General features: G+C 73.4%; 22 protein-coding genes and 1 tRNA gene. 9 read left to right on the top strand and 14 right to left on the bottom strand.

From position 1 onward, the window contains the following. Positions 1–28 precede the first annotated feature (28 nt). Genes GD748_RS02410 through GD748_RS02420 form a run of 3 tightly spaced genes read right to left on the bottom strand, consistent with a single transcriptional unit; the run spans position 29 to position 2520 of the window. On the bottom strand, positions 29–1519 hold the full coding sequence (locus GD748_RS02410; RefSeq protein WP_152193596.1) for a phytoene desaturase family protein: 1491 nt from the start codon (positions 1517–1519) through the stop codon (positions 29–31). Between the two features lie 2 nt (positions 1520–1521). Further along, complete coding sequence (locus GD748_RS02415; RefSeq protein WP_226920847.1) at positions 1522–2163, bottom strand: LytR C-terminal domain-containing protein; 642 nt, start codon at positions 2161–2163, stop codon at positions 1522–1524. A 51-nt stretch (positions 2164–2214) separates the two neighbouring features. Further along, positions 2215–2520 carry a DUF3263 domain-containing protein gene (locus GD748_RS02420; protein ID WP_152193598.1) on the bottom strand — a complete coding sequence of 102 codons (306 nt, stop codon included), beginning with the start codon at positions 2518–2520 and terminating at the stop codon, positions 2215–2217. Between the two features lie 147 nt (positions 2521–2667). On the opposite strand from GD748_RS02420, the gene GD748_RS02425 reads away from it, so the two are divergent. From GD748_RS02425 to GD748_RS02435, 3 genes are all read left to right on the top strand, one after another. Continuing rightward, a complete protein-coding gene (locus GD748_RS02425) occupies positions 2668–3345 on the top strand; it encodes a uracil-DNA glycosylase (RefSeq protein ID WP_152193599.1) in 678 nt (225 codons plus the stop codon). Positions 3346–3504: 159 nt separating this feature from the next. After that, on the top strand, positions 3505–3750 hold the full coding sequence (locus GD748_RS02430; protein ID WP_152193600.1) for a hypothetical protein: 246 nt from the start codon (positions 3505–3507) through the stop codon (positions 3748–3750). A gap of 88 nt (positions 3751–3838) precedes the next feature. Beyond that, entirely contained in the window at positions 3839–4588 is a 750-nt protein-coding gene (locus tag GD748_RS02435) for a Crp/Fnr family transcriptional regulator (protein WP_226920672.1), read from the top strand. A 171-nt stretch (positions 4589–4759) separates the two neighbouring features. Here the strand turns inward: GD748_RS02435 and GD748_RS02440 are convergent. From GD748_RS02440 to GD748_RS02460, 5 genes are all read right to left on the bottom strand, one after another. After that, a tRNA-Thr gene (locus GD748_RS02440) sits at positions 4760–4831 on the bottom strand. Positions 4832–5068: 237 nt separating this feature from the next. Further along, positions 5069–5872, bottom strand: a complete 804-nt coding sequence (locus GD748_RS02445; protein ID WP_152193601.1) for a DsbA family protein — start codon at positions 5870–5872, stop codon at positions 5069–5071. Between the two features lie 55 nt (positions 5873–5927). Further along, positions 5928–6419, bottom strand: a complete 492-nt coding sequence (locus tag GD748_RS02450; protein WP_152193602.1) for a hypothetical protein — start codon at positions 6417–6419, stop codon at positions 5928–5930. 264 nt (positions 6420–6683) lie between these two features. Further along, entirely contained in the window at positions 6684–8876 is a 2193-nt protein-coding gene (locus GD748_RS02455; RefSeq protein WP_152193603.1) for a serine/threonine-protein kinase, read from the bottom strand. Positions 8877–9199: 323 nt separating this feature from the next. Further along, positions 9200–10252, bottom strand: coding sequence for a hypothetical protein (locus tag GD748_RS02460; protein WP_152193604.1), 1053 nt, complete (start codon positions 10250–10252; stop codon positions 9200–9202). Between the two features lie 542 nt (positions 10253–10794). Between GD748_RS02460 and GD748_RS02465 the strand changes: the two genes are divergently transcribed. The 4 genes from GD748_RS02465 to GD748_RS02480 all read left to right on the top strand — a co-directional run bounded on the left by GD748_RS02465 (position 10795) and on the right by GD748_RS02480 (position 16028). Further along, entirely contained in the window at positions 10795–12198 is a 1404-nt protein-coding gene (locus tag GD748_RS02465) for an alpha,alpha-trehalose-phosphate synthase (UDP-forming) (RefSeq protein ID WP_405002657.1), read from the top strand. Further along, positions 12195–13082 (top strand): trehalose-phosphatase, encoded by an 888-nt coding sequence (gene otsB / locus GD748_RS02470; RefSeq protein WP_193312785.1) that lies wholly within the window; start codon positions 12195–12197, stop codon positions 13080–13082. The genes GD748_RS02465 and otsB overlap by 4 nt, the downstream gene beginning before the upstream one ends. Positions 13083–13222: 140 nt before the next feature. After that, positions 13223–14350 carry an ABC transporter ATP-binding protein gene (locus GD748_RS02475; protein WP_152193607.1) on the top strand — a complete coding sequence of 376 codons (1128 nt, stop codon included), beginning with the start codon at positions 13223–13225 and terminating at the stop codon, positions 14348–14350. Positions 14351–14786: 436 nt separating this feature from the next. Beyond that, positions 14787–16028 (top strand): DUF4032 domain-containing protein, encoded by a 1242-nt coding sequence (locus GD748_RS02480; RefSeq protein ID WP_152193608.1) that lies wholly within the window; start codon positions 14787–14789, stop codon positions 16026–16028. Between the two features lie 72 nt (positions 16029–16100). On the opposite strand, the gene GD748_RS02485 is transcribed toward GD748_RS02480, so the two are convergent. The 3 genes from GD748_RS02485 to cysS form a co-directional block, all read right to left on the bottom strand. Then, the gene (locus GD748_RS02485; RefSeq protein WP_152193609.1) at positions 16101–17261 is read right to left on the bottom strand and encodes a hypothetical protein; all 1161 of its coding nucleotides are present in this window, start codon (positions 17259–17261) and stop codon (positions 16101–16103) included. Between the two features lie 182 nt (positions 17262–17443). Next, on the bottom strand, positions 17444–18547 hold the full coding sequence (rlmB, locus tag GD748_RS02490) for a 23S rRNA (guanosine(2251)-2'-O)-methyltransferase RlmB (RefSeq protein WP_152193610.1): 1104 nt from the start codon (positions 18545–18547) through the stop codon (positions 17444–17446). Then, the gene (cysS, locus tag GD748_RS02495) at positions 18547–19995 is read right to left on the bottom strand and encodes a cysteine--tRNA ligase (protein ID WP_152193611.1); all 1449 of its coding nucleotides are present in this window, start codon (positions 19993–19995) and stop codon (positions 18547–18549) included. The genes rlmB and cysS overlap by 1 nt, the downstream gene beginning before the upstream one ends. Before the next feature lie 105 nt (positions 19996–20100). On the opposite strand from cysS, the gene GD748_RS02500 reads away from it, so the two are divergent. Then, positions 20101–21426 (top strand): MFS transporter, encoded by a 1326-nt coding sequence (locus GD748_RS02500; RefSeq protein ID WP_226920674.1) that lies wholly within the window; start codon positions 20101–20103, stop codon positions 21424–21426. 4 nt (positions 21427–21430) lie between these two features. Here the strand turns inward: GD748_RS02500 and ispF are convergent, their stop codons facing one another. From ispF to GD748_RS02515, 3 genes are read right to left on the bottom strand one after another with little or no spacing between them, the layout of a single operon-like run. Next, positions 21431–21928 (bottom strand): 2-C-methyl-D-erythritol 2,4-cyclodiphosphate synthase, encoded by a 498-nt coding sequence (ispF, locus tag GD748_RS02505; RefSeq protein WP_152193612.1) that lies wholly within the window; start codon positions 21926–21928, stop codon positions 21431–21433. A gap of 5 nt (positions 21929–21933) precedes the next feature. Continuing rightward, positions 21934–22692, bottom strand: coding sequence for a 2-C-methyl-D-erythritol 4-phosphate cytidylyltransferase (gene ispD / locus GD748_RS02510; RefSeq protein ID WP_152193613.1), 759 nt, complete (start codon positions 22690–22692; stop codon positions 21934–21936). Between the two features lie 36 nt (positions 22693–22728). After that, positions 22729–23211, bottom strand: a complete 483-nt coding sequence (locus GD748_RS02515) for a CarD family transcriptional regulator (RefSeq protein WP_152193614.1) — start codon at positions 23209–23211, stop codon at positions 22729–22731. Between the two features lie 197 nt (positions 23212–23408). Between GD748_RS02515 and GD748_RS02520 the strand changes: the two genes are divergently transcribed. Next, positions 23409–23885 (top strand): hypothetical protein, encoded by a 477-nt coding sequence (locus GD748_RS02520; protein WP_152193615.1) that lies wholly within the window; start codon positions 23409–23411, stop codon positions 23883–23885. Positions 23886–23900: the final 15 nt, after the last annotated feature.

Here is a 23900-nt window from a genome sequence, read left to right on the forward strand (position 1 = left end):
ACGTCGTCGTCTGAGGCGTCGCCGCCGGTCAGCCGGCGGGTCCCAGCTCCGGCGCGGTGCGGATCCCGAACCGCTGCCTCAGGGCCCGTCGAGCCGCGAACCAGCCGGTCATCCCGTGGACGCCCGGACCCGGCGGGGTCGACGACGAGCACAGGTACACCCCCGGCACGCCGCCGTCGTAGGCATGCCACGCGAACCGTGGCCCGGTCACCATCCGCGGCATGGTGACCGCACCGGCGGCGATGTCACCGCCGGGATAGTTCGCGTTGTGCGCGGACATCTCCGACGCGGGGATGCACCGGGAGGTCACGACGACGTCGCGGAAGCCCGGAGCGAAGCGCTCGATCTGCGCAGCGACCGCCTCGGTGACGTCCCGGTCCGACCCGGCGGGCACGTGCGCGTAGGTCCACAGCGGGCGCAGGCCGGCGACCTCCCGGGACGGGGCGGCCACGCTCGGGTCGGACAGCAGCGTCACCGGGCGCTCGGCGTGCCGCCCGGCGGCAACGTCGGCCTCGGCCGCGACCATCTCGGCGCGGGTGCCGGCCACGTGCACGGTCGAGGCGCCGCCCACGCGCCCGTCGGCCCAGGGCACGGGGCCGGAGAGCACGAAGTCGACCTTCGCGGCGGCGTCGCCGTACCGGAAGCGCTCAAGGGCGCTGCGCACGGAGGGGCGCATCCGCTCGCCCCACACCTGCACGAGGGTTCGCGGGGTCGTGTCGAACAGGTACGCCCGTGCCCGGGGCAGCTCGCGCCAGGTGGTCACCGGCGACGACGTCCGCACCTGCCCGCCGTGCGCCGTCAGGTCGGCGGCGAGGGCGTCGGTGATGGCCTGGCTGCCGCCGACCGGCATCACCCAGCCGACCGAGTGCGCCAGCGAGCCGAGCAGCAGCGCGGTCCCGGCGCCGGCGAGCGAGGGCAGGGTGGTGATGGCGTGGGCGGCGACGCCGCTGAGCAAGGCCGGGGCGACGTCGCCGCGGAAGCGCGCGTCCCACAACCTCGTCCCCTGCTCGAGCAGCGCGGCACCGAAGGAGACGGCGGCCTGGGCACCGCCGGGGCTGAGCACCTCCGGCGGGATCGAGCGGTGGTCGCCGAGGCCGAGCGCGACGGTCGCGTCGGCCTGCTCCACCAGCGGGCCGAGCAGACGGCGCCAGGCGGCTCCGTCGGCGCCGAGGCCGGCCACGGTGCGCTCGAGGTCGTGGTAGGCCAGGCCGGCGTCACGGCCCTCGAGCGGCTGCGCGTAGGACAGCTCGGGCACGACGAGCTCGACGCCGCGCTGCCGCAGGTCGAACGCGCGCAGGAAGGGGCTCGCGAGCGCGAGGGGGTGGATCGCCGAGCAGACGTCGTGCACGAGGCCGGGTGCGAGGCCGAGGTCGAGGGTGCGCGCCCCGCCACCGAGGACGGGTTGGGCCTCCAGCACGAGGACGTCCAGCCCGGCGCGAGCCAGCGTGACCGCGGCGGCCAGGCCGCCGGGCCCGGAGCCGACGACGACGGCGTCGTGCACCTCGCGCGGCGACGGCACGGCTACCCGGCGAAGTCGGCGCGCAGCACGACCGCGATGTCGACGGTCTGGGTGGCGCTGGCGGACTCGACGAGATCGGTGATGCCGAGCACGTCGGCGACCTCCTCAGCGGTGGCCTGCAGCTCGGCGTTGTTGTAATAGAGCGTGGTGCTGGCCGGCGCGGCCGAGGCGTAGTCGGCGGCCGAGCCCCCGGTGAAGCCGGCGCCGGAGAGCTCGGTGACGGCCTCCCCGGCCAGTCCGTTGATGCCCGCCCCGTTGAGGACGACGATGCTCGCGTCGAGCTGGACGTCACCGCCGGCGCCGTCGGTGGGCTCGTCGGTGGGCTCGCCGTCCGTGGCGCCGTCGTCGGTCGGCTCGTCCGTGGCTGCGCCGTCGGTCGGCTCCCCGGTCGGACCGCCCGTGGGCTCCCCGGCCGGGTCTGTCTCCTCGCCGGCGGTGGTGGCCGTCGGCGGCGGCTCCTCCTCGCCGGCGCCGCCCAGCAGGCTGATCGCACCCCACGCGAGGAGCGGCGCGAGCACCACGATCGCGACGATCGGCAGCAGCGTCCGCCACATCGGGCGGGCACCGCGGTGGACACCCTGGGGGATGCGGTCGCGGCCGGCGACGTCGAACTCGTCCTCGGGGTAGTCCTCGCGGTTGTGCATGCTCACGGTGTGCAGGTTATCCGGTCAGACCACCGCGGGCCGACCCGGCACTCAGAGCGGGCTGCTCAGCCGGCGCGAGCTGCGCTCCCGCTGGCGGGAGGCGCGCATCCGGCGGAGCCGCTTGACGAGCATGGGGTCGGTGGCGAGCGCCGCCTCGGAGTCCAGGAGCTGGTTGAGGACCTGGTAGTACCGCGTGGCGCTCATGTCGAAGAGCTCGCGGATCGCGGTCTCCTTGGCACCGGCGTACTTCCACCACTGCCTCTCGAACCCGAGGATCTCCCGCTCGGTCTCGGTCAGGGACGGTGCGGCGTCGCCCGGGGTGGGGGCGTGCGGGGCGTGCGCGTGCGCTGCGGCCATCTCTCCTCCAGGAACGTCGGCGTGCCCCCGCCACAGCGGGGCCGTGCCCATGCTAGAGGGCGAAGTACAAGCGTGTCATTCCGTCGGCGCGGCGCCACGCCGGGACGTCCTCGGGGCGGGCCGCAGGTCCCCGCTACCCTCGCCACCGTGCACGCCGCTCCGCTAGCCGACCTCGTCGACCCCGGATGGGCCCGCGCGCTCGCACCGGTCGAGCCGCAGATCCACGCCATGGGCGACTTCCTGCGCGGCGAGCTCGCCGCAGGTCACGACTACCTGCCCGCCGGCACGGACGTGCTGCGCGCGTTCACGTACCCCATGGACCAAGTGCGGGTGCTGATCGTCGGCCAGGACCCCTACCCGACGCCCGGCCACCCGATGGGCCTGTCGTTCTCCGTCCAGCCCCACGTCCGACCGGTGCCCCGTTCCCTCCAGAACATCTACCGCGAGCTCCACGACGACCTCGGCCTGCCCGTGCCCACCACCGGTGACCTGACCCCGTGGGCACGGCACGGCGTCATGCTGCTCAACCGGGTGCTCACCGTGCGTCCCGGGGCGCCGGCGTCACACCGCCGCAAGGGCTGGGAGCAGGTCACCGAGCACGCGATCCACGCCCTGGTCGCCCGACCGGGCCCATTGGTGGCGGTTTTGTGGGGCCGCGACGCCGCCACCCTGACGCCGATGCTCGGCTCGACGCCGGTCATCACCTCGGCGCACCCGAGCCCTCTCTCCGCGTCGCGCGGGTTCTTCGGCTCGCGGCCGTTCTCGCGCGCCAACGACCTTCTCGCCCGTCTCGGGGCCGAACCGGTCGACTGGTCGCTGGCCTGACGACGGGCGCCGATCGGTGCGTCTCCCGCCCGGCAGCGACGTCCGACCGGCGAGCCCCGCTCGCGAGAGGGGCTCCTGAAGGAGCATCATGCGGCCATGGGTGGTCGACCGACCCGGAGACCATCCGTTCGTCCCACACGGACCGAGGAGCTGGGGACCATGATCACGCGCGAGCCCGGGCAGCGACCCGACCTGGTCACCGACGCACTCGTCCACCGCGGGCTCGTCCTGCCCGCGCACAGCGCCGCGGCCCGTGACGTCCTCGCCGGTGGCCGGGCGACGGCGGCGCCGCGCACCGACGCGGAGCGTTCCGGCCCGGACGCCGAGCTGGTCGGTGCCGGACCGGACGTCGAGGACGACTTCGTCCACGGCGAGTCCGGCCAGGACGCCGGCAGCATCGTCTGACCACCGACCCGTACGAGTCGCCACGGTGAGCGAGACCTCCCCGGCCGGGTCCTGACATCGCGCGACGGGCCGGACGTACGGTGAGGTCGTGAGCCGCCACGTCCCGCTGCGCAGCACCTGTGCTCAGCCCCACCACTGCCCGTTGCCGGTCCGCATGCAGGTGCTCGGTCAGGTCCCCTACTTCACCGGCCTCACGCAGGACCAGCTGGCCGACATCGACGCTCGGATGGTCTCCCTCTCCTGGGCCGAGGGCGACCCGCTGTACGCCGCCGGGGAGCCCGCGCAGCATCTGTACGTGCTCGCCGCCGGTCGCGTGAAGATCACCCAGCCCACCCCCGGCGGGCATGAGGTGCTCACCGACGTCCTCACGCCGGGTGACCTCTTCGGCGCCCTGGGCACGCTGGGCGAGCCGGTCTACGGCGAGAACGCCGAGGCGCTGACCACGTCCTGTGCCCTGCGGATCGACCCTGCGGGCTTCCGCGCCGTGCTCACCGAGCACCCCGAGGTCGCGCTGCGGGTGCTCGACGACGTTGCGGGCCGGCTCGCCAGGGCACGCTCCGACGTCGGGCAGATCTCCACGGGGACGGTGGCCCAACGGGTCGCGACGACGTTGCTGCGGCTGGCGGACAAGCTCGGTCAGGAGCGGCCCGGTGGTGGTGGCACGCTGCTGCAGGTGCCGCTGAGCCGGACCGACCTGGCGGCCATGACCGGCTCGACGCCGGAGTCGGTGTCGCGGGTGATGAGCCGTCTGCGCCAGGAGGGCGTGATCGACTCGGGCCGTCGATGGACCGCGATCCTCGACCGCGAGCGCCTGACAGCAGTCGTCGACGGCGACTGATCGACGGCGACCCCGCCGGTTCCTGGCGACGGCGATCGGCCAGCCAGGTCGACGGCAGATGGCCACCCGTTCGAGAGCGATCGCCGCACCACGTCGATTGCGAGCGCCCACCACATCGCAATGCGTTGCGCTCGGATCGCCGTCCAGGCTGCTGCCTGAACTCACTTTCAGAGCCGCCTGTCGGATTCGAACCGACGACCGTCCGCTTACAAGGCGGGTGCTCTACCACTGAGCTAAGGCGGCAAGACCGGGGACGAGTCTGCCATGTCGTGGGCGCGCGATGTCGTCCCGTCCACGACAACGGCACCCGTCAATCTATGGAAGACGAGGAGCCGACCAGGGGCGGAGGCACGACGCCAGCCGGACGGCGAACCGCATCCTGACGGCCGGGAGCCGGCCGCGCGTCGTCCCCCAGTTCCGAAGCCGGTCGGCGAAGACCGCTGGGGGGGCCCGCCGCCGCACCGGCGGCGGGCCCAGGGGTCAGCTCGCGCGGAGCTCCTCGGCCAGGGCGCCGGGCTGACCCCAGAGCTCGGGCTCGATGGTGTCGCCGTCGATCATCACGGTCGGGGTGCCGGAGTACCCGTCGCGGCTGAACTGCTGGGTCGTGGCCTGAACCCACTCGGTGAACGGGCGCTCCTCGAGCGGGACCGTCAGCGTGTCGGCGACCTCCTGGGGCACGCCCGCCTCGACCGCGGCCGCGGCGATCTCCTCGTCGGTCGGCTCCGCGCTGGTGGCGTTGGCGATGAGCTCGAACAGGGCCGACTGGAAGTCGTTGTACGCCTCGGGAGCCTGGTCGGCAACGACGGCGGCGGCCTGCGCGGCCCGGCCGGAGAAGCCCGACCAGTTGCCGGTGCGGTCCAGGATCGCCACCGGGTGGTAGACCACAGTCGCCTCGCCGGCGGAGACGACCTCGTTGATGTCCTCGGCGTTGACCTCCTCGAAGGTCCCGCAGTGCGGGCAGGAGAAGTCGAGGTAGACGTCCAGGACCGGCGCGCCGTCGTTGGACGTGCCGGCGACCAGCTCCGAGCCGAGGGGGATTCCGCCGTCGTCGACGGAGGAGTTGGCCGGGACGTTGTCGACCGACTCGATGGCGGACCTGGTGCCCTGGCTGATGATCGCGTACAGGGCGATGCCGACGACCACCACGAGGGCGATCACGCCGACGATGATGAGGTTGCGGTTGCGCTTCTCACGCTTGGCCTGGGCCTCGCGGAGCTGGCGGGCCTGCTCGCGGGCGGCCTCGCGGCGCTCGGCCTTGGTCATGTTGGAGGATGAGCTGGGCATGGGATCTTCCTGTCGTTGCAGAGGATGAGAGGGCCGGCAGGGGACGCGGCTCGGCTCAGCCGAGGGTCCCGGCGAGCACCGGCGGTCCGCGACGGTGCGGCCGGCGGCTGGCCACGGTCCGCACCGGCACGGCGGCGGGACGCACGACGGGGCCGGGCGCGGTTGGCAGGTCGGGGTGGCGCGGCGCCGACGGTGCCAGCGCGCGGCTGACGCGGTGCGCGGCGGCGAGGATCACGCGCCGGACCGAGCCGACGAGGCCGGCGGCGCCGCTGATCAGCGCGAGGTGCGCGAGCACGGCAGGTACCGCGACGGCGACGACGACGGTCATGGCCTGCCCCGTCGTGGCGCCGACGGCCAGGGTGCCCTGGGGGCAGGCGGCGTCGGGGTGCAGCAGCGCGAGCCGCAGGCCCATCTGGGCCCACGTGCCCGAGACCGGCAGACAGGTGTGGACCGTGGCGAGCCCGCTGAGGAAGGCGAGCACCACGGGCACGACGACGACGGCGGTCAGGGCAAGGCCCGATCGCCACCGCGCGCGTCGCTCGATCACCCCACAAGCGTACGGTGCACGCGGCCGCGGGTGCGCCGCGACCGCGGAGCGGAACGGCTCACAGCGGAAGGGCGACCGCGGGGCGGAACCGCTCACCTCGGCCTGCGACGGGCCTCACCTTTGCAGCGCGACCCACGGGGCGGAACGGCTCACCTCGCGCAGCCCCACCACCGAGGGGTACCGCTCACCTCGCGCACCGGGGCGTAACGACCAAGGCCGGACGCCACCGGCCACCCGCTGGCGGCGTCTGAGCCGACCCGGCACTCAGATCCCGAACTCGGCCGGATCGGGCAGCGGCGACCACAGCGGCGTGGGCGAGGCGCCCAGCAGCAGCTGGAGGGCGACGACGGACGCGACACCGAGCACGAGCACCACCAGCAGCGTGCGGAAGCCGCGGGTCGGCGTGAGCACGTCCACCATTGCGCGGGCCCCCTCGCGGGCGACCCGGCTGGTCGGCGTCAGCCAGGCCACGAGCAGAGTGACGAGCCCGGCGCCCGAGCGCACCGTCGCCTCCACCACGGCCGGGTCGGGCGCGAAGGTGGCGGAGCTGCCCAGCCACCACGTGGCCGCGCCGGCGAGCGAGCCGAGGATCGCCCCGGGCAGGACGGAGAGCACACCGCGGAGCAGGTGCCAAGGCAGACCGGCGAGCATGCGGGCGTCGTCGCCCGACCGGCGTCCGCGCCGCAGCCGGGCGGACCGGCGCGAGCGTCCGGACCAGCCGGTCGTGGAGGTGATGACCAGCAGGACGGCGGTGATCACGAGAAAGATCCCTGGGAAGGGGGCGGCGGCTGCGCTCAGGCCGAGCCCTACCCCGGCGACCGTCAACGTGCGGCGCCGCGGCGGAACGGCCCAGGTCGGAGCCTGCTGAGGGCCTCCCGGGAGGTGACCGTCGGGGAAACCGCCGGGGAAGCCGAGCTCGTGGTCGGAAGGGGCACCCGCACCCGGCCAGTACCCCGCCGGGGATCGGTCCGGGTGGTCGCCGGGCTGCGAGCTCGGCGTCGGCCGGCCGGGCTGCGCGTACGGGGCCAGCCCGCCGTCGACGCGGGTCGGCTGCTCGGCGTACGTCGGTCCCGGGTATGCCGGTGCGCGCTGTGCGGAGGTCGCCGGAGCAGCGGTGCGCGCGTCCTGCGGCAGCACCCGGGTGGGCTGCGCCGGGTAGGACTGTGGCGCCTCGACCGGGTAGGACGGCGCGGCGTGGTCGCCGTCACGCGAGGGAAAGACGTGCGTCGCTGACCCGTCAGGGGCCGACCCAGCGCCGAGCCAGTGGGGCTGCGACTCCTCCAGGGCCTCGCGGCGCACGGCACGCGTCGTCTGCCCCTCCGGCTCGGCACGCGTCGCCGCTCCGTCCGGCATGGCACCGATCGTCGCCCCGTCGGAAAGCCGTCGCGTGTCCGGCTCGCCCGGGAGCCGCCGCGTGTCCGGCCCGTCCGGAAGCCGCCGCGTGACGGACCCAGCGGGGATGGCCCGAGTGGCCGATTCCGAGCTCACCCCCGCCATCGGGACGGCGGCCGTCCCGCCGGCTCCGCCGAGGGCCGCACCGGCCACCGCACCCCCAGCACCGGCAGCCGCCGCTCCGCCGGCCGGCCCGACGCCACCGGCGGCACCGGCGGCTCCGCCGTCGCCCGTGCCGATCACCTGGGTGAGCGCCGCGTCGTCCCAGGTGCCGTCGAGGACCGAGAGCACACCGTCGGCGTCGAGGCGCCGCGCCGGGTCGGGATCCAGCGCGGCCCGCAGCGCGCGGGCCGTCACGTCGTCGAGCCCGTCGGTGTCGGTCCGGCCGGTGGCCACCCGCGCCAGGACGGCGCCCGTTGGTCCACGGCCGAACGGCGGGCGTCCGGTCGCGGCGAACACGAGCACCGCCGCCCAGCCCCACCAGTCGCACACGGGGCTGGGCTCCGCGCCGGCGATGACCTCCGGGTCGAGGTAACCGGGGGTCCCGGTGACCATCCCGGTCTGGGTGAGGCGTGCGTCGTCGGCCACCTGCGCGATCCCGAAGTCGATGAGCACCGGACCGCGGTCGGCACTCATCATCACGTTGCCCGGTTTCAGGTCACGGTGGACGACGCCGACGTCGTGGATCGCCCGCAGCGCGTCGGCGAGTCCGTGCGCGAGGTTGGCAAGCTCCTCCGGTGAGAACGGGCCGTCGGCCGCGACGTCGTCCTCCAGGGTCGGCCCGTCCACGAGCTCGGTGACGACGAAGGCCTCCGCGTCCTCGACCTCGGCGTCCAGCACCCGCGCCACGCCGGCGTCGCGCACCCGGTGCAGCAGGTTGACCTCCCGCGCGAGCCGTCGGCGCGCCTGCGGGTCGGTGCCGATGTGCGGGTGCAGCAGCTTCAGTGCCACCCGGTGGCCGTCGGCGTCGACGGCCTCGTGGACGGTGCCCATGCCACCGGAGCCGATGCGCCGGAGCAGCCGGTAGCCACCCACCTCGCGCTGCTGCTCCTCCGACGCGGTCATGACCTCAACCTACCTACCGCGCCGGTACCGACGGTTCGATTGCCAACCCCCCGCCTGCCGCCCTCACCGTGCCTCTTGGAGACGATGCCAGCCGCAGGCATGCTCGACCACCTGACACGGTCTCAGCCACAGACACCGTCTCAGAGTCCTGAGACAGAACTGCCCACGATGTCCCGAGACTTCTACACAGACACGGTCTCAGCCGGAGACTCGGTCTCGGCAGGAGGAACCGGGAGTCGGCGGGAGACACGGACTCAGTGGGAGACACGGTCTCGACCTCGAGTCGGTCTCCGCGTCGCTACCGCCTCCACCGCCGGTCTGCGTCATTCGAGCCGTGCTCCCCGAAGTGGCCACAGCTCGGGAACAGGTTTGAGCGACCGCCGGAATACCGCGGGCAGCCGATCGAGCAGGCGGCGAGCGCACTCTCTGGGCCGCTTGAGGTCGGCGGCATCGAATCTGCTCACCGGTGCGGAGACCTCACGGATGGCATCCTCGCGCCGCTTCTCCCGCACCAGGGCGTCCCTGCCCTCCGCGCCGCCGTACTTCACCGCACCGTCGAACTCCGCGTGGAGCGCGACGCGCCTCTCGCGCTTCCCTGATGGCAGGCGGCGGTCAACGAGCCAACCCATGTCGGTGTAGAACGCTCCGATACTTGTCTGCACCAGGAGCTGCAGCTCCGGCGCGGGAAGGCCGACGGACAGAGCCAGCCACCTCAGGACGCTCTCGCCCGGCGACTCCGGCCACGGCTCAGCACGCGCGATCACCGCCCGCGCGCGCACGACCCCGCGGCGCCCTCGACGGACGTCCAGCAGGGACAGCCACCGAGTCCGGACCTCCGCGGCTCGGCGGTCGCTGCCGGCACGGTCACGCCGGTCAGGGCCGACCAGCATCCGCAACGCGCTGTCCGCGACCACGAGGGCGTCGCGCGGGTGCATCGTGCTGGCGCAGTCGACGACGGTTCGGTCGAGCGACGTCACTCGCATGTCCCCGAGCTCGACAACCTCCGCGGCATCGACAGGTGCACAGTGTCGGACGATCCCGGTCGTGCGGCTGCTGCCGACGGTAACGCCCACGGTCAGGTGCGTCTGCTCGGGCAGCCGCCACAGCCAGCACCCGTGGAGGAGCGCCGCCGTCTCATGCGAGAAGACGGCTCTCCCTCTGCTCCGTGCGGCGATCCCGACGCACCTGGCCAGCGCCAGCTCCTCGGCGTGACGCCACGGCTCGGCGTCGGCGGTCGGTCTGAGATAGGCACCGCGCGTGGCCCGCACGAGCTCGCCTCGCCCCTCCGCCAGCCGGATCTCCGCCTGGTTGTCCCGAGACGATCGCTCAACCTGGGGCAGCGGACGAGGCGAGCCGGGCGATGGCTTTCTCTGCATGGCGCGAGCCTGGCTGCTGGTGGTTAGAGCTCAGCGGCCGGGCGGGCGGCGCTGTGAAGAGCGTGGCAGCGGTGGACGGCTGTGGAGCGAGACCTCGGGGGCCAAGGCGTGCCGGCTGCCGGCGACCGCAGAACCGGTGTGGAGCGAGAGTACGCAGGGCCACGGCGAGCGGGCCTCCGGCGACCGGCGTGCACTGGACCACGGGCGAAGTGTGCTGCGCCGGCGAGGACATGTGCGGCGCGAAGCGCCCCCGGGCGCGACTCCACGAGTGAAACCGCACGTTGTGGACGAGCACGCATGCGGCAACATGCGTGCTCGTCCACCGCATGCGTTCTCAACCCCGCGGACGCGAGCGACCCGCCCAGCCTGCGCACGAAACCCGGGCCGACAGCGCGAGCACACCCCAGCCCACCCAGAGACCCGCCGACCGCACGAGCGCGGCCCGCACCCCGCCGCGCAGGAGCGGGAGCCGCCGGATACCGTGGCAGGGAGACCCTGAAGGAGCTGAGTCACCCTTGCCATCCGGAGAACATGATTTCGTCGTGGTCGCCAACCGTCTGCCGGTCGACATCACTGTCGCCCACGACGGGTCGCTGACCTGGGAGCGCTCGCCCGGTGGGCTGGTGACAGCCCTGGCGCCGATCATGCGGCAGAACGCCGGCGCCTGGGTGGGCTGGTCCGGCACCGCGGGGTTCGAGCACGAGCCGTTCGACGGCGAGGGCATGCGGCTGTGGCCGGTGCCGCTGAGCGAGCGCGAGGTCGCCGACTACTACGAGGGCTTCTCCAACGGCACGCTCTGGCCGCTCTACCACGACGTCATCGTCCCCCCGGAGTACCACCGCACCTGGTGGAACGCCTACGTCTCGGTCAACCGCCGCTTCGCCGCCGCCGCCGCTGAGGCCGTGGCACCCGGTGGGACCGTGTGGGTGCACGACTACCAGCTCCAGCTGGTCCCGTCGGTGCTGCGACTGCTGCGGCCGGACGTCAAGATCGGCTTCTTCAACCACATCCCCTTCCCGCCGGTGGAGATCTTCGGCCAGCTGCCCTGGCGGCGGCAGGTCGTCGAGGGCCTGCTCGGCGCCGACCTGGTCGGCTTCCAGCGCCCCGGCGACGCGGCGAACTTCCTGCGCTCGGTGCGCCGCCTGACCGACCTGCAGGTCCGTGGCCCGCAGGTGACCATCCCGGGCCGGTGGTCGCGCCCGGACCGGCAGGTGCGCGCCCAGGCGTTCCCGATCTCGATCGACGCCGCCGCCTTCGACGAGCTCGCCCGCACCCCGGAGGTGCTCGCGCGCGCCCAGGAGATCCGCACGGAGCTCGGCAGCCCGGAGGTCCTCCTGCTGGGGGTCGACCGGCTCGACTACACCAAGGGCATCCAGCACCGTCTCAAGGCCTTCGGCGAGCTCCTCGAGGACGGCCAGCTCCACGCCCCGGAGTCCTGCATGGTCCAGGTGGCCAGCCCCTCGCGCGAGCGCGTGGAGCAGTACCGCATGCTCCGTGACGAGGTCGAGGGCACGGTCGGCCGGATCAACGGTGAGTTCGGCGCGCTGGGCCGCGCCGCCGTGCACTACATGCACCACTCCTACCCGATGGAGGAGATGGCGGCCCTGTACCGGGCCGCCGACGTCATGCTCGTGACCTCCCTGCGCGACGGCATGAACCTCGTGGCCAAGGAGTACATCGCCGCCCGTTCCGACCTCGGCGGGGCCCTGGTGCTCAGCGAGTTCACCGGCGCCGCCGACGAGCTGGGCCAGGCGCTGATGATCAACCCGCACGACATCGACGGCACCAAGGCCACGATCATGCGCGCAGTCACCATGGAGCCGAAGGAGGGCCGACGGCGGATGCGGAACCTGCGCAAGCGGGTCATCGAGCACGACGTCCGGCGCTGGGCCGACGACTTCCTCGGCTACCTCGCGATGACCGCACCCCACCAGGAGACACCGTGACGATCGACCCGAACCTCCCCCAGCCCGACGCCGGGGTCCCCGGTCCCGGGGTCGACGCGCCGCTGTTCGCCGCCCACCTGGAGGAGGGGCTCGACAACGCGCTGCGGACCTTCACGGCCGCCGGGACGATCGTCGTCGCCCTCGACTTCGACGGCGCCCTGGCGCCCATCGTCCTCGACCCGACGACGTCGGCCATGCTGCCGCTGTCCGCGCAGGCCGTGGCCGACCTGACGACGCTGCCGGGCGTGGAGGTCGTCCTCGTCTCCGGGCGCGAGGCCGGCGACCTGGTCGCGCTCGCCGGGCTGCCCGCCGGCACCCGGGTGATCGGCTCGCACGGGGCCCAGTGGGGACGGGCCGTGGACTCCCCCGACGGCGGCACCGTGCTCGACGCCGACCCGGTGGACCTGACCACGGAGCAGGCGGAGCTGCGCGCGCGGCTGCTGCGCGAGACGGAGGAGCTCGCGGCCACGGTGGAGGGCGCGTGGGTGCAGGCCAAGCCGGCCGCCGTCGTCCTGCACACCCGGCCCGCGGCACCGGCGGACGGGGAACGGCTCACCCGGGCGGTCCTGGACGGCCCCGCCGCGCACGACGGCGTGCACGTCGTCGTCGGCAAGGAGGTGGTCGAGATGGCGGTCCTGGAGGTCACCAAGGGCGACGCGCTCGTGCAGCTGCGCTCCGCCGTCGGGGCCGAGGCGGTGCTCTACGCCGGTGACGACACCACCGACGAGGACGCCTTCGCCGTCCTCGCCGAGCCCGACGTCTCGATCAAGGTCGGTGACGGCGACACCGCTGCGGCCTACCGGGTGGCCGACCCGGAGGAGCTCTCCGCGGTGCTCGTGCGCCTGGTGGAGCTGCGCCGAGCGACCTCGGTCACACCGTCCTGACGAAGGTGTGTCACTATTGACCTGGCAGCTGTCGCGGGCACGCGCTCGCGACGGCTCGCTGTGTCAGAGCGGACACGACCTGACACCTTTCACAACGGATCGTCCGGCACGTACCTGCCGGTGAAGGGATGTACATCACCATGGCCTCAGTCACCTTCGACAAAGCCACCCGCGTCTACCCGGGCTCCGAGCGGCCCGCCGTCGACTCGCTCGACCTCGAGGTCGCCGACGGCGAGTTCCTCGTTCTGGTCGGCCCCTCCGGCTGCGGCAAGTCCACCTCGCTGCGGATGCTCGCCGGGCTCGAGGACGTCAACTCCGGCCGGATCTTCATCGGTGACCGCGACGTCACCGACGTCCAGCCCAAGGACCGTGACATCGCCATGGTCTTCCAGAACTACGCGCTCTACCCGCACATGTCCGTCGCCGACAACATGGGCTTCGCGCTCAAGATCGCCGGCACGCCGAAGGCCGAGATCGAGCAGCGCGTGAAGGAGGCCGCGAAGATCCTCGACCTGAGCGAGTACCTCCAGCGCAAGCCGAAGGCGCTCTCCGGCGGTCAGCGTCAGCGCGTGGCCATGGGCCGCGCGATCGTGCGTCAGCCGCGGGTGTTCCTCATGGACGAGCCGCTGTCCAACCTGGACGCCAAGCTGCGTGTGCAGACCCGTACCCAGATCGCCTCGCTGCAGCGCCGCCTCGGCGTCACCACGGTCTACGTCACCCACGACCAGACCGAGGCGCTGACGATGGGCGACCGCATCGCGGTCCTCAAGGACGGTCTGCTCCAGCAGGTCGGCACCCCGCGGGAGATGTACGACACCCCGGCCAACGTGTTCGTCGCCGGCTTCATCGGCTCCCCGGCCATGAACCTCGGGGACTTCAAGATCGCCGACGGCCACGCCGTGCTCGGTGAGGCCAACGTGCCGCTGTCTCGCACCACCATCGACGCGCTCAGCGACGCCGACAACGGCAAGGTCATCCTCGGGTTCCGGCCCGAGTCCCTGGACCGGGTCTCCGCCGGCGAGAACGGCTCGCTGCCGGTGACGGTCAACCTCGTCGAGGAGCTCGGCTCGGACGCCTTCGTCTACGGCGAGCTGGCCGGTTCGCGCGAGCTCAACGAGCACCTCGGCTCGGGCGAGGACTCCGACCAGGTCATCGTGCGCATCGACCCGCGCGACGTGCCGATGAAGGGTGACACGATCCACGTGCGCATCCGCGAGGGCGAGCAGCACGTGTTCTCCTCGGCCACCGGTCAGCGTCTGCCGATCTGACCCGGCCCGGACGCCGACGTCAGCCGGTCCCAGCCCGGCGGCACGGCGTCTGACTGATCGACCGACGAAGGGGCGGGTCCCGCACGGACCCGCCCCTTCGCCGTCGGTGCGGGTCCTGAGCAACCCGTCGGTGCGCGTCCCGGACCCGCCCCTTCGCCGTCGGGGCGGATCCCACACGGACCCGCCCCTCCGCCGTCGGCGCGTGTCCAGAGCAACCCATGGGTGCGCGTCGTGAGCAACGGAGTCGCTGAAGTGGTCGCTATAGCGACCGCTTCAGCGATCTCAGTGGCCGGATCGGCACGACCGTGACATGTTTGGCGGTGAACACGCGCGGCGTCGCACCGGCGGACCAGTCCGGTCGGACCGGACGAAACTCACACCCCGACCACTCCCCCGCCCGTCCGTGACGAGCGACCGACCTGGGAGAATGGGCCCCATGGCGCAGCTGCAGATCACCGCCGCCAGGGTGGAGCCCGCGCTGCTCGACCTGCCCTGGGAGGTGCCGCTCGAGGAGTGGCCCGAGGACGTCCTGGCCGCGCTCCCGCGCGGTATCTCGCGCCACGTCGTGCGGTTCGTCAAGCTCGCCGGCCGGGTCCTCGCCGTCAAGGAGATCGGCGAGACGGTCGCCTATCACGAGTACGAGCAGCTGCGGTCCCTCGGCCGGATGGATGCACCGTCCGTCGTGCCGCTGGCCGTGATCACCGGCCGCACCACCCCCGCCGGCGAGGAGCTGAACTCCGTGCTCGTCACCGAGCACCTGCAGTACTCGCTGCCGTACCGGGCGCTGTTCAGCCAGTACATGCGTAGCGAGACCGCCGGCCGACTCATCGATGCGCTCGCCGTGCTGCTCGTGCGCCTGCACCTCCTGGGCTTCTACTGGGGCGACGTCTCCCTCTCGAACACCCTGTTCCGCCGCGACGCCGGCGCCTTCGCCGCGTACCTGGTCGACGCGGAGACCGGCGAGATCCACCCCAACCTCACCCCCGGCCAGCGCAGCTACGACCTCGACCTCGCACGCACCAACATCATCGGCGAGCTGATGGACCTCCAGGCCGGAGAGATGCTGGACGAGGACGTCGACGTCATCGAGGTGGGCAACCAGATCGTCGAGCGGTACGAGTCGCTGTGGGCCGAGCTCACCCACGTGGAGTCCTTCGAGTCGGCCGAGCGCTGGCGCGTGACCGCCCGCATCAACCGACTGAACGATCTCGGTTACGACGTCGGCGAGCTGGCGATCACCACCGACGTCGGCGGCACGACCGTCTCGATCCAGCCCAAGGTCGTCGATGCCGGGCACTACCACCGCCAGATCATGCGGCTGACCGGCCTGGACGTCCAGGAGAACCAGGCTCGCCGCATGCTCAACGACCTCAATGCCTACCGGGCCGAGACCGACCGGCAGAGCGAGGACGCCACCTTCGTGGCGCACGACTGGCTCGACGAGGTCTTCAACCCCACCGTGCGAGCCGTCCCCCGCGAGATGCGCCGCAAGCTCGAGCCGGCGGAGATCTTCCACGAGGTCCTCGAGCACCGCTGGTTCATCTCCCAGCAGCAGCGGCGCGACGTCCCCATGACGGAGGCGGTGCGCTCCTACACCGAGAACGTGCTGCGCCACCGACCCGACGAGCGGGCGTTCCTGGACCGCAGCACGGCCGAGATCCAGGCAATCGAGGGGTAGTCGGCCGGCCTGATCGGCTGAGCCACGCCGTCGGCGCCGACGCGTCAGCGCCGACTCCTCAGCGCGGACTCGTCAGCGCCGACGACGACGCAGCACGACGGCCGCCACGACGACGGCCGTGACCGCGACGAGGCCGGCCACGGACGCCCGGACGGTAGTAGGCGAGGGCGGCGGTGGCAGCGGGGCGCCCTCGAGCGCCATCCGGGCCGAGTGGGCGGCGGCGCGCGGCAGCCGCTCCGCCTCGTGCGCGCGGGCGCCGGGCAGCCCACCGGGGTCGGCGCGTCCCTCGAGCACCTCCGTGACCGTGGCGGGCAGCCCGAGCGCGGCGACGAAGGCAGCCAGGCCCTCCGCGCCCGGCACCGTCAGCGCGTGTGCCACGGCGTCCGCGTCGGCCCCGGGCACCGCCGCGGCGAACGCGACGGCATCGTCGTCGTCCCCGAGAACATGGGTGGCGAGCCGTTCCGCGTCACTGCCCTCCACCCGGGTGGCGGCGCCGTGGACGAAGCGGCTGCGCATCGCCCAGCTGAACAGCGCGACACCGTCGTCTGCGTCGTCGTCGCCGGACTCCGGCCCCGTGAGCAGCAGGGCGGTGCGGTCCTCGTCGTCCACCTGCAGCCGCAGCACCGGGTAGGCGTCCGGGTCCCAGCCGAGCACGCCGAGCTCGCGCCCGGGCCCGGTGGTGGCGACGAGGCGGCGGGGCTGCCCGCCGAGCTCCACCTCGGCCGCGGTCACGGTCCGGCCGAGGAGGGTGGCGTGCAGCGGCACCTGGTGGGCGGCCATGGATGTCACGACCACCGTGCGGGCGTCGTGCTCGGTGTCCTCGCTCTCGACGACCTCCGGGATCCCGTCGGCCGGCGTGGCAGCACGCGCGCCGGGGCCGACGGCGACCTCGGGCGGCTCGCCGGTGATGCTCCAGTCAGGAGCCTCGTGCCTGCCCTCGGGGTGCACGCCGGCCATGAGCACGTCGGCGTCGAAGGCCGTGCCCAGCTCGTCGGCCAGCTCCGCCACGCCCGACCCCGGCGTCACCGCACCCGAGGCGTCGGCCGTGCCGAGACGACCGTCCTCGTCAGTGAAGACGGAGACGGAGAGCAGGTGCTCCGTGCCGGGGTACCACTCGAGCCGGGCGACCACTCCGGCGCCGGCCAGGTGGGCGGCGACGGCGTCCGGATCGAGGGTCTGCGCGACCATCGCACCCTCGGTGCGGATCCAGCGCGCGTCATCGGTGGCGCCCATGTCCTAGCTCCCTGCTCGACGGTCGGTCATCCAACCGTAGAGGACTCCGGAGGCACCGGTCGCGCGGCGGGACGCGCGGACGACGCCGTGGCGGGCCACGCCGACCGGCGACGGCGACGGCGACGCCGAGCGCCTACGCCACCGCGCCGGGTCGGGCGGCGGGCGGCGGCCGCGCTCCGAGATCAGCCCGAGCGGCGGCGCGAGACCTCGTACAGCGCGATGCCGGTCGCGACAGCCGCGTTGAGGGACTCGACGGACGCGGCGATCGGGATCGAGGCGACGACGTCGCAGGTCTCCTTCACGAGCCGGCTCAGCCCCTTGCCCTCCGAGCCGGTGACGAGCACCAACGGCTCGGTGGCCAGCTCGAGGTCACCGACGGCGGTGGCGCCGTCGCCGTCGAGCCCGACGACGAAGCAGCCCGCCTCCTTGAGCTCCTTCAGCGCCCGGACGAGGTTGGTCGCGCGGGCCACCGGCACGCGTGCTGCCGCCCCGGCGGACACCTTCCACGCGGCGGCGTTGACACCGGCAGAGCGTCGCTCGGGCACCAGGACGCCGTCGGCGCCGAAGGCACCGGCGCTGCGCAGCACCGCCCCGAGGTTGTGCGGGTCCGTCACGCCGTCCAGGGCGACGACGAGCGCGGGGTGGTTGGCGCGCTCGGCACGCGCCAGCAGGTCGGCCACGTCGCGGTAGGCGTAGGGCGGCACCTCGATGGCCACGCCCTGGTGGACGCCTCCGTCGGTCAGGTGGTCCAGGTCCGAGCGCGAGACCTCGATCAGCGGCGTGCCGAGGGCGGTCGCGGTGCGGACCACCTCGGCCACGCGCTCGTCGGAGGCCATGTTGCCGGCGAGGAAGACCTTGCTCATCGGGATGCCCGAGCGCACGGCCTCGGTGACCGGGTTGCGGCCACCGATGATCTCGTGGTCCCCGCCGACGCCGAGCGCGTCACGGACCTTGGCGGTGTGCGCCGCGCTGCGGGCACCCTCGCGAGCGTCTCGGCCGACATCACGCCCGGTGGCCCGGCCGACGTCCCGCGAGGCGCCGCGGCCGGCGTCCCGTGCGGGGCCGCGGCCGGCGACCTTTCCGTCGCGGCCACCGGTGCGCTTGGCCTCCTTGCGTTCCGCGGCCGCCTTCTTCTTCGCGGCGGGGTGGTACGGCCGGTCGGTCGCCTTGGGGGTGGGCCCGCGACCCTCGAGGCCCTGACGGCGCTGGCCGCCGGAGCCGACGGTCTGCCCCTTCTTCGAGCCCGGCTTGCGCACGGCGCCTCGGCGTTGGGAGTTTCCGGCCATCAGTGTGTTCCCTTCAGGTGCCAGCGGGCGCCGCCGGCAGAGTCCTCGACCACGACGCCGGCCTCGGCCAGCCGGTCGCGCAGCGCGTCGGCACGCGCCCAGTCCTTGTCCTTGCGGGCCTCGACACGCTCGGCGAGCACTGCCGAGACCAGCGAGTCGAGCGCGTCGTGCTCCGGCGAGCCGGCCCCGCCGGCGCTGCTGCCGCCGGAGCGCCACGGCTCGGCCAGCGGGTCCAGCCCGAGCACGTCCAGCATCGCCCGCACCTGCAGCTGGGCGGCGCGGGCGCCGATGTCGTCGTGCTCGGCGAGCGCGGTGTTGCCGGCCCGCAGCTGCTCGTGCACCACCGCGAGCGCGGCGGAGATGTTGAGGTCGTCGTCCATCGCCTCGACGAAGGCGCCAGGGAGCTCGGCCGGGCTCTGGCCCGCCACCTCCTCGGCGGGCACCTCCCCGACGCGCTCGACGGCGCGGGCGACGAAACCGGAGAACCGCTCCCAGGAGCCGGCCGCCTCGGCGAGGGTGGCGTCGGAGAACTCGACGGTCGAGCGGTAGTGCACGGTTCCCAGGGCGTAGCGCAGCACCGCCGCCGGGGTCTCGCGCAGCACCTCGGCGACCACCAGGGAGTTGCCGAGCGACTTGCTCATCTTCTCGCCGCCGGTGGTCACCCACGCGTTGTGGACCCAGTACCGGGCGAAGTCGTAGCCGGCCGCGTGGGACTGCGCCTGCTCGTTCTCGTGGTGCGGGAACCGCAGGTCGATGCCGCCGCCATGGATGTCGAACGTCTCCCCCAGGTAGCGCTGCGCCATGGCCGAGCACTCCAGGTGCCAGCCGGGCCGGCCGCGCCCGAACGGGGTCGGCCAGGCCGCCGTCGCCGGCTCGCCGGGTCGCGGGGCCTTCCACAGCGCGAAGTCACGCGGGTCGCGCTTGTCGGGCTCGCCGTCGCCCTCGTCGACGACCGACATGTTCTCGAGCGCCTGGCGCGTCAGGGCGCCGTAGTCGGGCAGCGAACGCACGTCGAAGTACACGTTGCCGGCCTCGCCGCGGTAGGCGTGGCCGCGCTCGAGCAGGCGCTCCATCAGCTCGACCATCTCGGTGACGTGGCCGGTGGCGCGGGGCTCGTACGTGGGGCGCAGCACGCCGAGCGCGTCGTACGCGGCGGTGAACTCCTGCTCGAAGCGGTACGCCCACGCCCACCAGGGCCGGTCCGCCCCGGCGGACTTGGCCAGGATCTTGTCGTCGATGTCGGTCACGTTGCGCACGAGGGTGACGTCGAGGCCGGAGCGCCGCAGCCAGCGCACGAGCACGTCGAACGCGATGGACGCACGCATGTGGCCGATGTGCGGCGAGCCCTGCACGGTCGCGCCGCACAGGTAGATGCCGGCCCGGCCGGGCTCGAGGGGCTCGAAGGGGCGCACCGACCGCGTCGCGGAGTCGTACAGGTTCAGGCTCACCCGCCCAGGCTACCGGCGCGGCCGGTGCTCCCACCTGGGCGGGGGCTCCCCCCGTCGCGGAGGTTCGTCACGTCTCGCTCACCCGCGGGCGCTACGGTGCGACACGTGACCAACCTGAACGCGCCCGAGCCGCCACCGGTCAGCGAGCTCCCGCCCGAGCCGGCCCCGCGCCGCACGATCGCCGCCTGGAGCCTGTGGGACCTCGGGTCCAACGCGTTCAACACGGTGATCCTGTCCTTCGTGTTCTCGGTCTACGTCACCGGCACGGTCGCCGCGGACCCGGAGAACGGCCAGCAGGTGTACTCCAACGCCCAGACGGTCGCCGGCATCCTCGTCGCGCTGCTCGCGCCGCTGATGGGGGCGTGGGCGGACCGGGTGCGCAACCGGCGGCTGCTGCTGACCATCGCCACGCTCGGCGTCGTCGCGTCGATGGCGGCGATGTGGTTCGTCAAGCCGGAGAACTCCTACCTCCTGCTCGGCGTGACGCTGATCGCCCTGGCGTCGGTGATCGCCGAGATCGCCGGCGTGTTCTACAACGGGATGCTGCTGCAGATCTCCAGCCCCACCACGGTCGGCCGGATCTCCGGCACCGCGTGGGCGCTGGGCTACGTCGGGGGCGTCGTCGCCCTGGTCATCGCCCTGTTCGGTTTCATCCTCGACGGCGGGATGCTGGGCGTGCCCACCGAGGACGCCCAGAACGCCCGCGCCGTGGCGCTGCTGTGCGCGGGCTGGTTCCTGGTGTTCTCGATCCCGGTGATGGTCTGGGGACCGCGGGAGGTGCCGGACACCGCCCGGGTGCGCGAGCCCTTCCGGCCGCTCCAGGCCTACCGCGACATCATCGCCCGGGTGGTCCGCATGTGGCGCACCGAGCGGCACCTGCTGCACTTCCTGCTCTCCTCGGCGGTCTACCGCGACGGCCTCGGCGCGGTGTTCGCGTTCGCGGGGGTCATCGCAGCCACCTCCTACGGCATGGACACCGTGGACGTGGCGGTGTTCGGGATCGCGGCCAACGTCATCGCCGCCATCGGGACCTGGGTCTTCGGCAAGGTGGACGACCGGGTGGGGCCACGACCGGTGATCGTCGGGGCGCTGACCGCCATGATCGTCTTCGGCCTGATCATCGTCGCCTTCGACTCCACCGCGGTGTTCTGGGTGTTCGGCATGGGCATCGCCGCCCTCGTCGGTGCCGTGCAGTCGGCATCCCGCACCCTGCTCACCCGCATGATGCCCGCCGACGAGGCCAACGAGACCTTCGGCCTGTACGCCACCGCCGGACGTGCGGTCAGCTTCATCTCCCCGGCGCTCATCGCCATCTTCACCGCGGTCGCCGGCGCCCGGATGGGGATGCTGGGCATCGTGCTCACCCTGGCGCTCGGGCTGCTCGCCTTCTGGCCGCTGCGGGTGCCCGGGCTGACGTCCCGGGCACGCTGAGGCGTCAGGCCGCCTCGAGCGGTGCGCGCACCAGGAGCGCGCTGGCGACGGCGGCCACGCCCTCGCCGCGGCCCGTGAACCCCAACCCGTCGGTGGTGGTCGCGCTGAGCGAGACGGGGGCGTCGAGCGCATCGGCCATCGCCGACTCGGCCTCGGCGCGACGGCGCCCGATCCGTGGCCGCTCGCCGATGACCTGGACGGCGACGTTGGCGATCTCCCAGCCGTCGGCACGCACCCGCCGGGCGGTCTCGGTGAGCATCGCGGCGCCCGAGGCACCGGCCCACTCGGGGTCGGAGGTGCCGAACTGGCTGCCCAGGTCGCCCAGACCGGCGGCCGAGAAGAGCGCGTCGCACGCGGCGTGCGCGGCGACGTCGGCGTCGGAGTGCCCGGCCAGACCGACCTCACCGGGCCAGTCCAGGCAGGCCAGCCGCATCGGCCGGCCGGAGCCGGCGGGCGCGAAGGCGTGGACGTCGGTCCCGATGCCGGTGCGGGGCAGCTGCATGGCGCTCAGGGTAGCGGCGCGTGCCCTGCCGGCCGGTCCGCCGCCTCGTGCCCGAGCAGCACGTGGGCCAGGGCGAGGTCGCGCGGGGTGGTGATCTTCATGGCCCGCTCGTCACCGGGGACCACCCAGACCGGCTCCCCGAGCGCCTCGACCAGGCCCGCGTCGTCGGAGACGGCAGCCCGCTCGTCGCCCGCACGGCCGGCACCGGCGGCGTGGGCCTCCTCGAGCAGCAGCCGGTCGAAGCCCTGCGGTGTCTGGACGGCGCGGAGCCGGGTCCGCTCGACGGTTCCGCGCACGGGCTCGGCACCCGTGGTGTCCGCGGGACCGACCTCCTTGACGGTGTCGGTGACCGGGACCGCGGGCACGACGGCGCGGTGCCCGCCGCGCACCGCCGCCTCGACGCCGCGGACGAGCTCCGGCGGGGTGAGGCACCGGGCGGCGTCGTGGACGAGGACCACGTCGACGTCCTGGGCCAGCGCGCTCAGCCCGGCTGCCACAGAGGCCTGCCGGGTCGGCCCGCCCGCCACGACCTGCACCGTCAGCGGGGTGCCGGGCACGAGACCGCCGGCGAAGAGGGCCGTGACGGTGCCGACCTCGGCGGGCGGCACGGTGACGACGAGGGACGTCAGGCAGTCGGCAGCCGCGAGGCCCTGGGCGGCCCGCACGACGAGCGGTACGCCGGCGAGCTCGACGAGCGCCTTGGGGACGGGACGCCCCAGCCGCGTGCCGGAGCCGGCCGCGGTGAGGATGGCAGCGGAGGTCATCGCCGCGCGGCCCGGGCGCCGGTCAGGGCGTCGGGATCAGGAGGCGAGGACGTCGTCGAGGATGGCCTCGGCCTTGTCCTCCTCGGTCTTCTCCGCGAGCGCGAGCTCGGAGACGAGGATCTGACGGGCCTTGGCCAGCATGCGCTTCTCGCCGGCGGAGAGACCACGGTCGGTGTCGCGGCGGGACAGGTCGCGCACGACCTCGGCCACCTTGATGACGTCACCGGAGGCGATCTTCTCGACGTTGGCCTTGTAGCGGCGCGACCAGTTGGTCGGCTCCTCGGTGTACGGCGCGCGGAGCACGTCGAAGACCTTCTCCAGGCCGTCCTTGCCCACGACGTCGCGGACGCCGACGAGGTCGACGTTCTCCGCAGGCACCTGGATGGTCAGGTCGCCCTGGGCGACCCGGAGGTGGAGGTAGAGCTTCTCCTCCCCGCGGATGACACGCGTCGAGATATCCTCGATGAGCGCGGCCCCGTGGTGCGGGTAGACGACGGTCTCGCCGACAGCGAAGGTCATTTCCTGGTGCTCCCTCAGTCGTGATCGGCCCCCATTCTAGCACGTCAAAATGGCGTCATTCTGCGGCTCGTGAGGAACATGACAGTTTCCGCGCGCCAGGCCCCCCGGCCCGCCGCGCCGGACGCCGCGGTCTCTCCGGTAACCTCCCCCTGGGAGGGCGCCGCGCGCATCTCCGCTACACGACGAAGGAGATCTCCGTGGCCCGCACCATCCGCCGCACCCGCCTGGCCGCCGCTGCGGCCGCCGTCGCCGCCGTGCTCGTCCTGGCCGGCTGCTCGGTGGCCAACCCGATCACGACCCAGGACCCGTACGCGCCCAGCGACGGCGTCCGCGTGGCGGTCACCGAGTTCGTCTCGGTGGAGAACCTCATGATCCTCACCACCGGCGAGGGCGAGGAGGGCCACCTCCTCGGGGCCGTGGTGAACCGCTCGAAGGAGGACGTCGAGGTCGCCTTCACGTTCGGCGAGTCCGGCGGCGCCGTCCCGGTCCGCGTCGAGGCGGGCGGCACCGTGAACTTCACCGACGCCGGGATCACGACGGAGAGCGTCGAGGCGGCCCCGGGCGCGAACATCACGGCGACCGTGGAGATGCCGACCGCCGGTGCCCAGCAGGTCGCGGTCCCGGTCCTGGACGGCACCATCCCGCCCTACGGCGACTACCTCGACCAGGCCTGACGATTCCCTCCGGGA

The sequence above is a fragment of the Georgenia subflava genome (assembly GCF_009193155.1).
In the GTDB taxonomy this organism is placed as follows: domain Bacteria; phylum Actinomycetota; class Actinomycetes; order Actinomycetales; family Actinomycetaceae; genus Georgenia; species Georgenia subflava.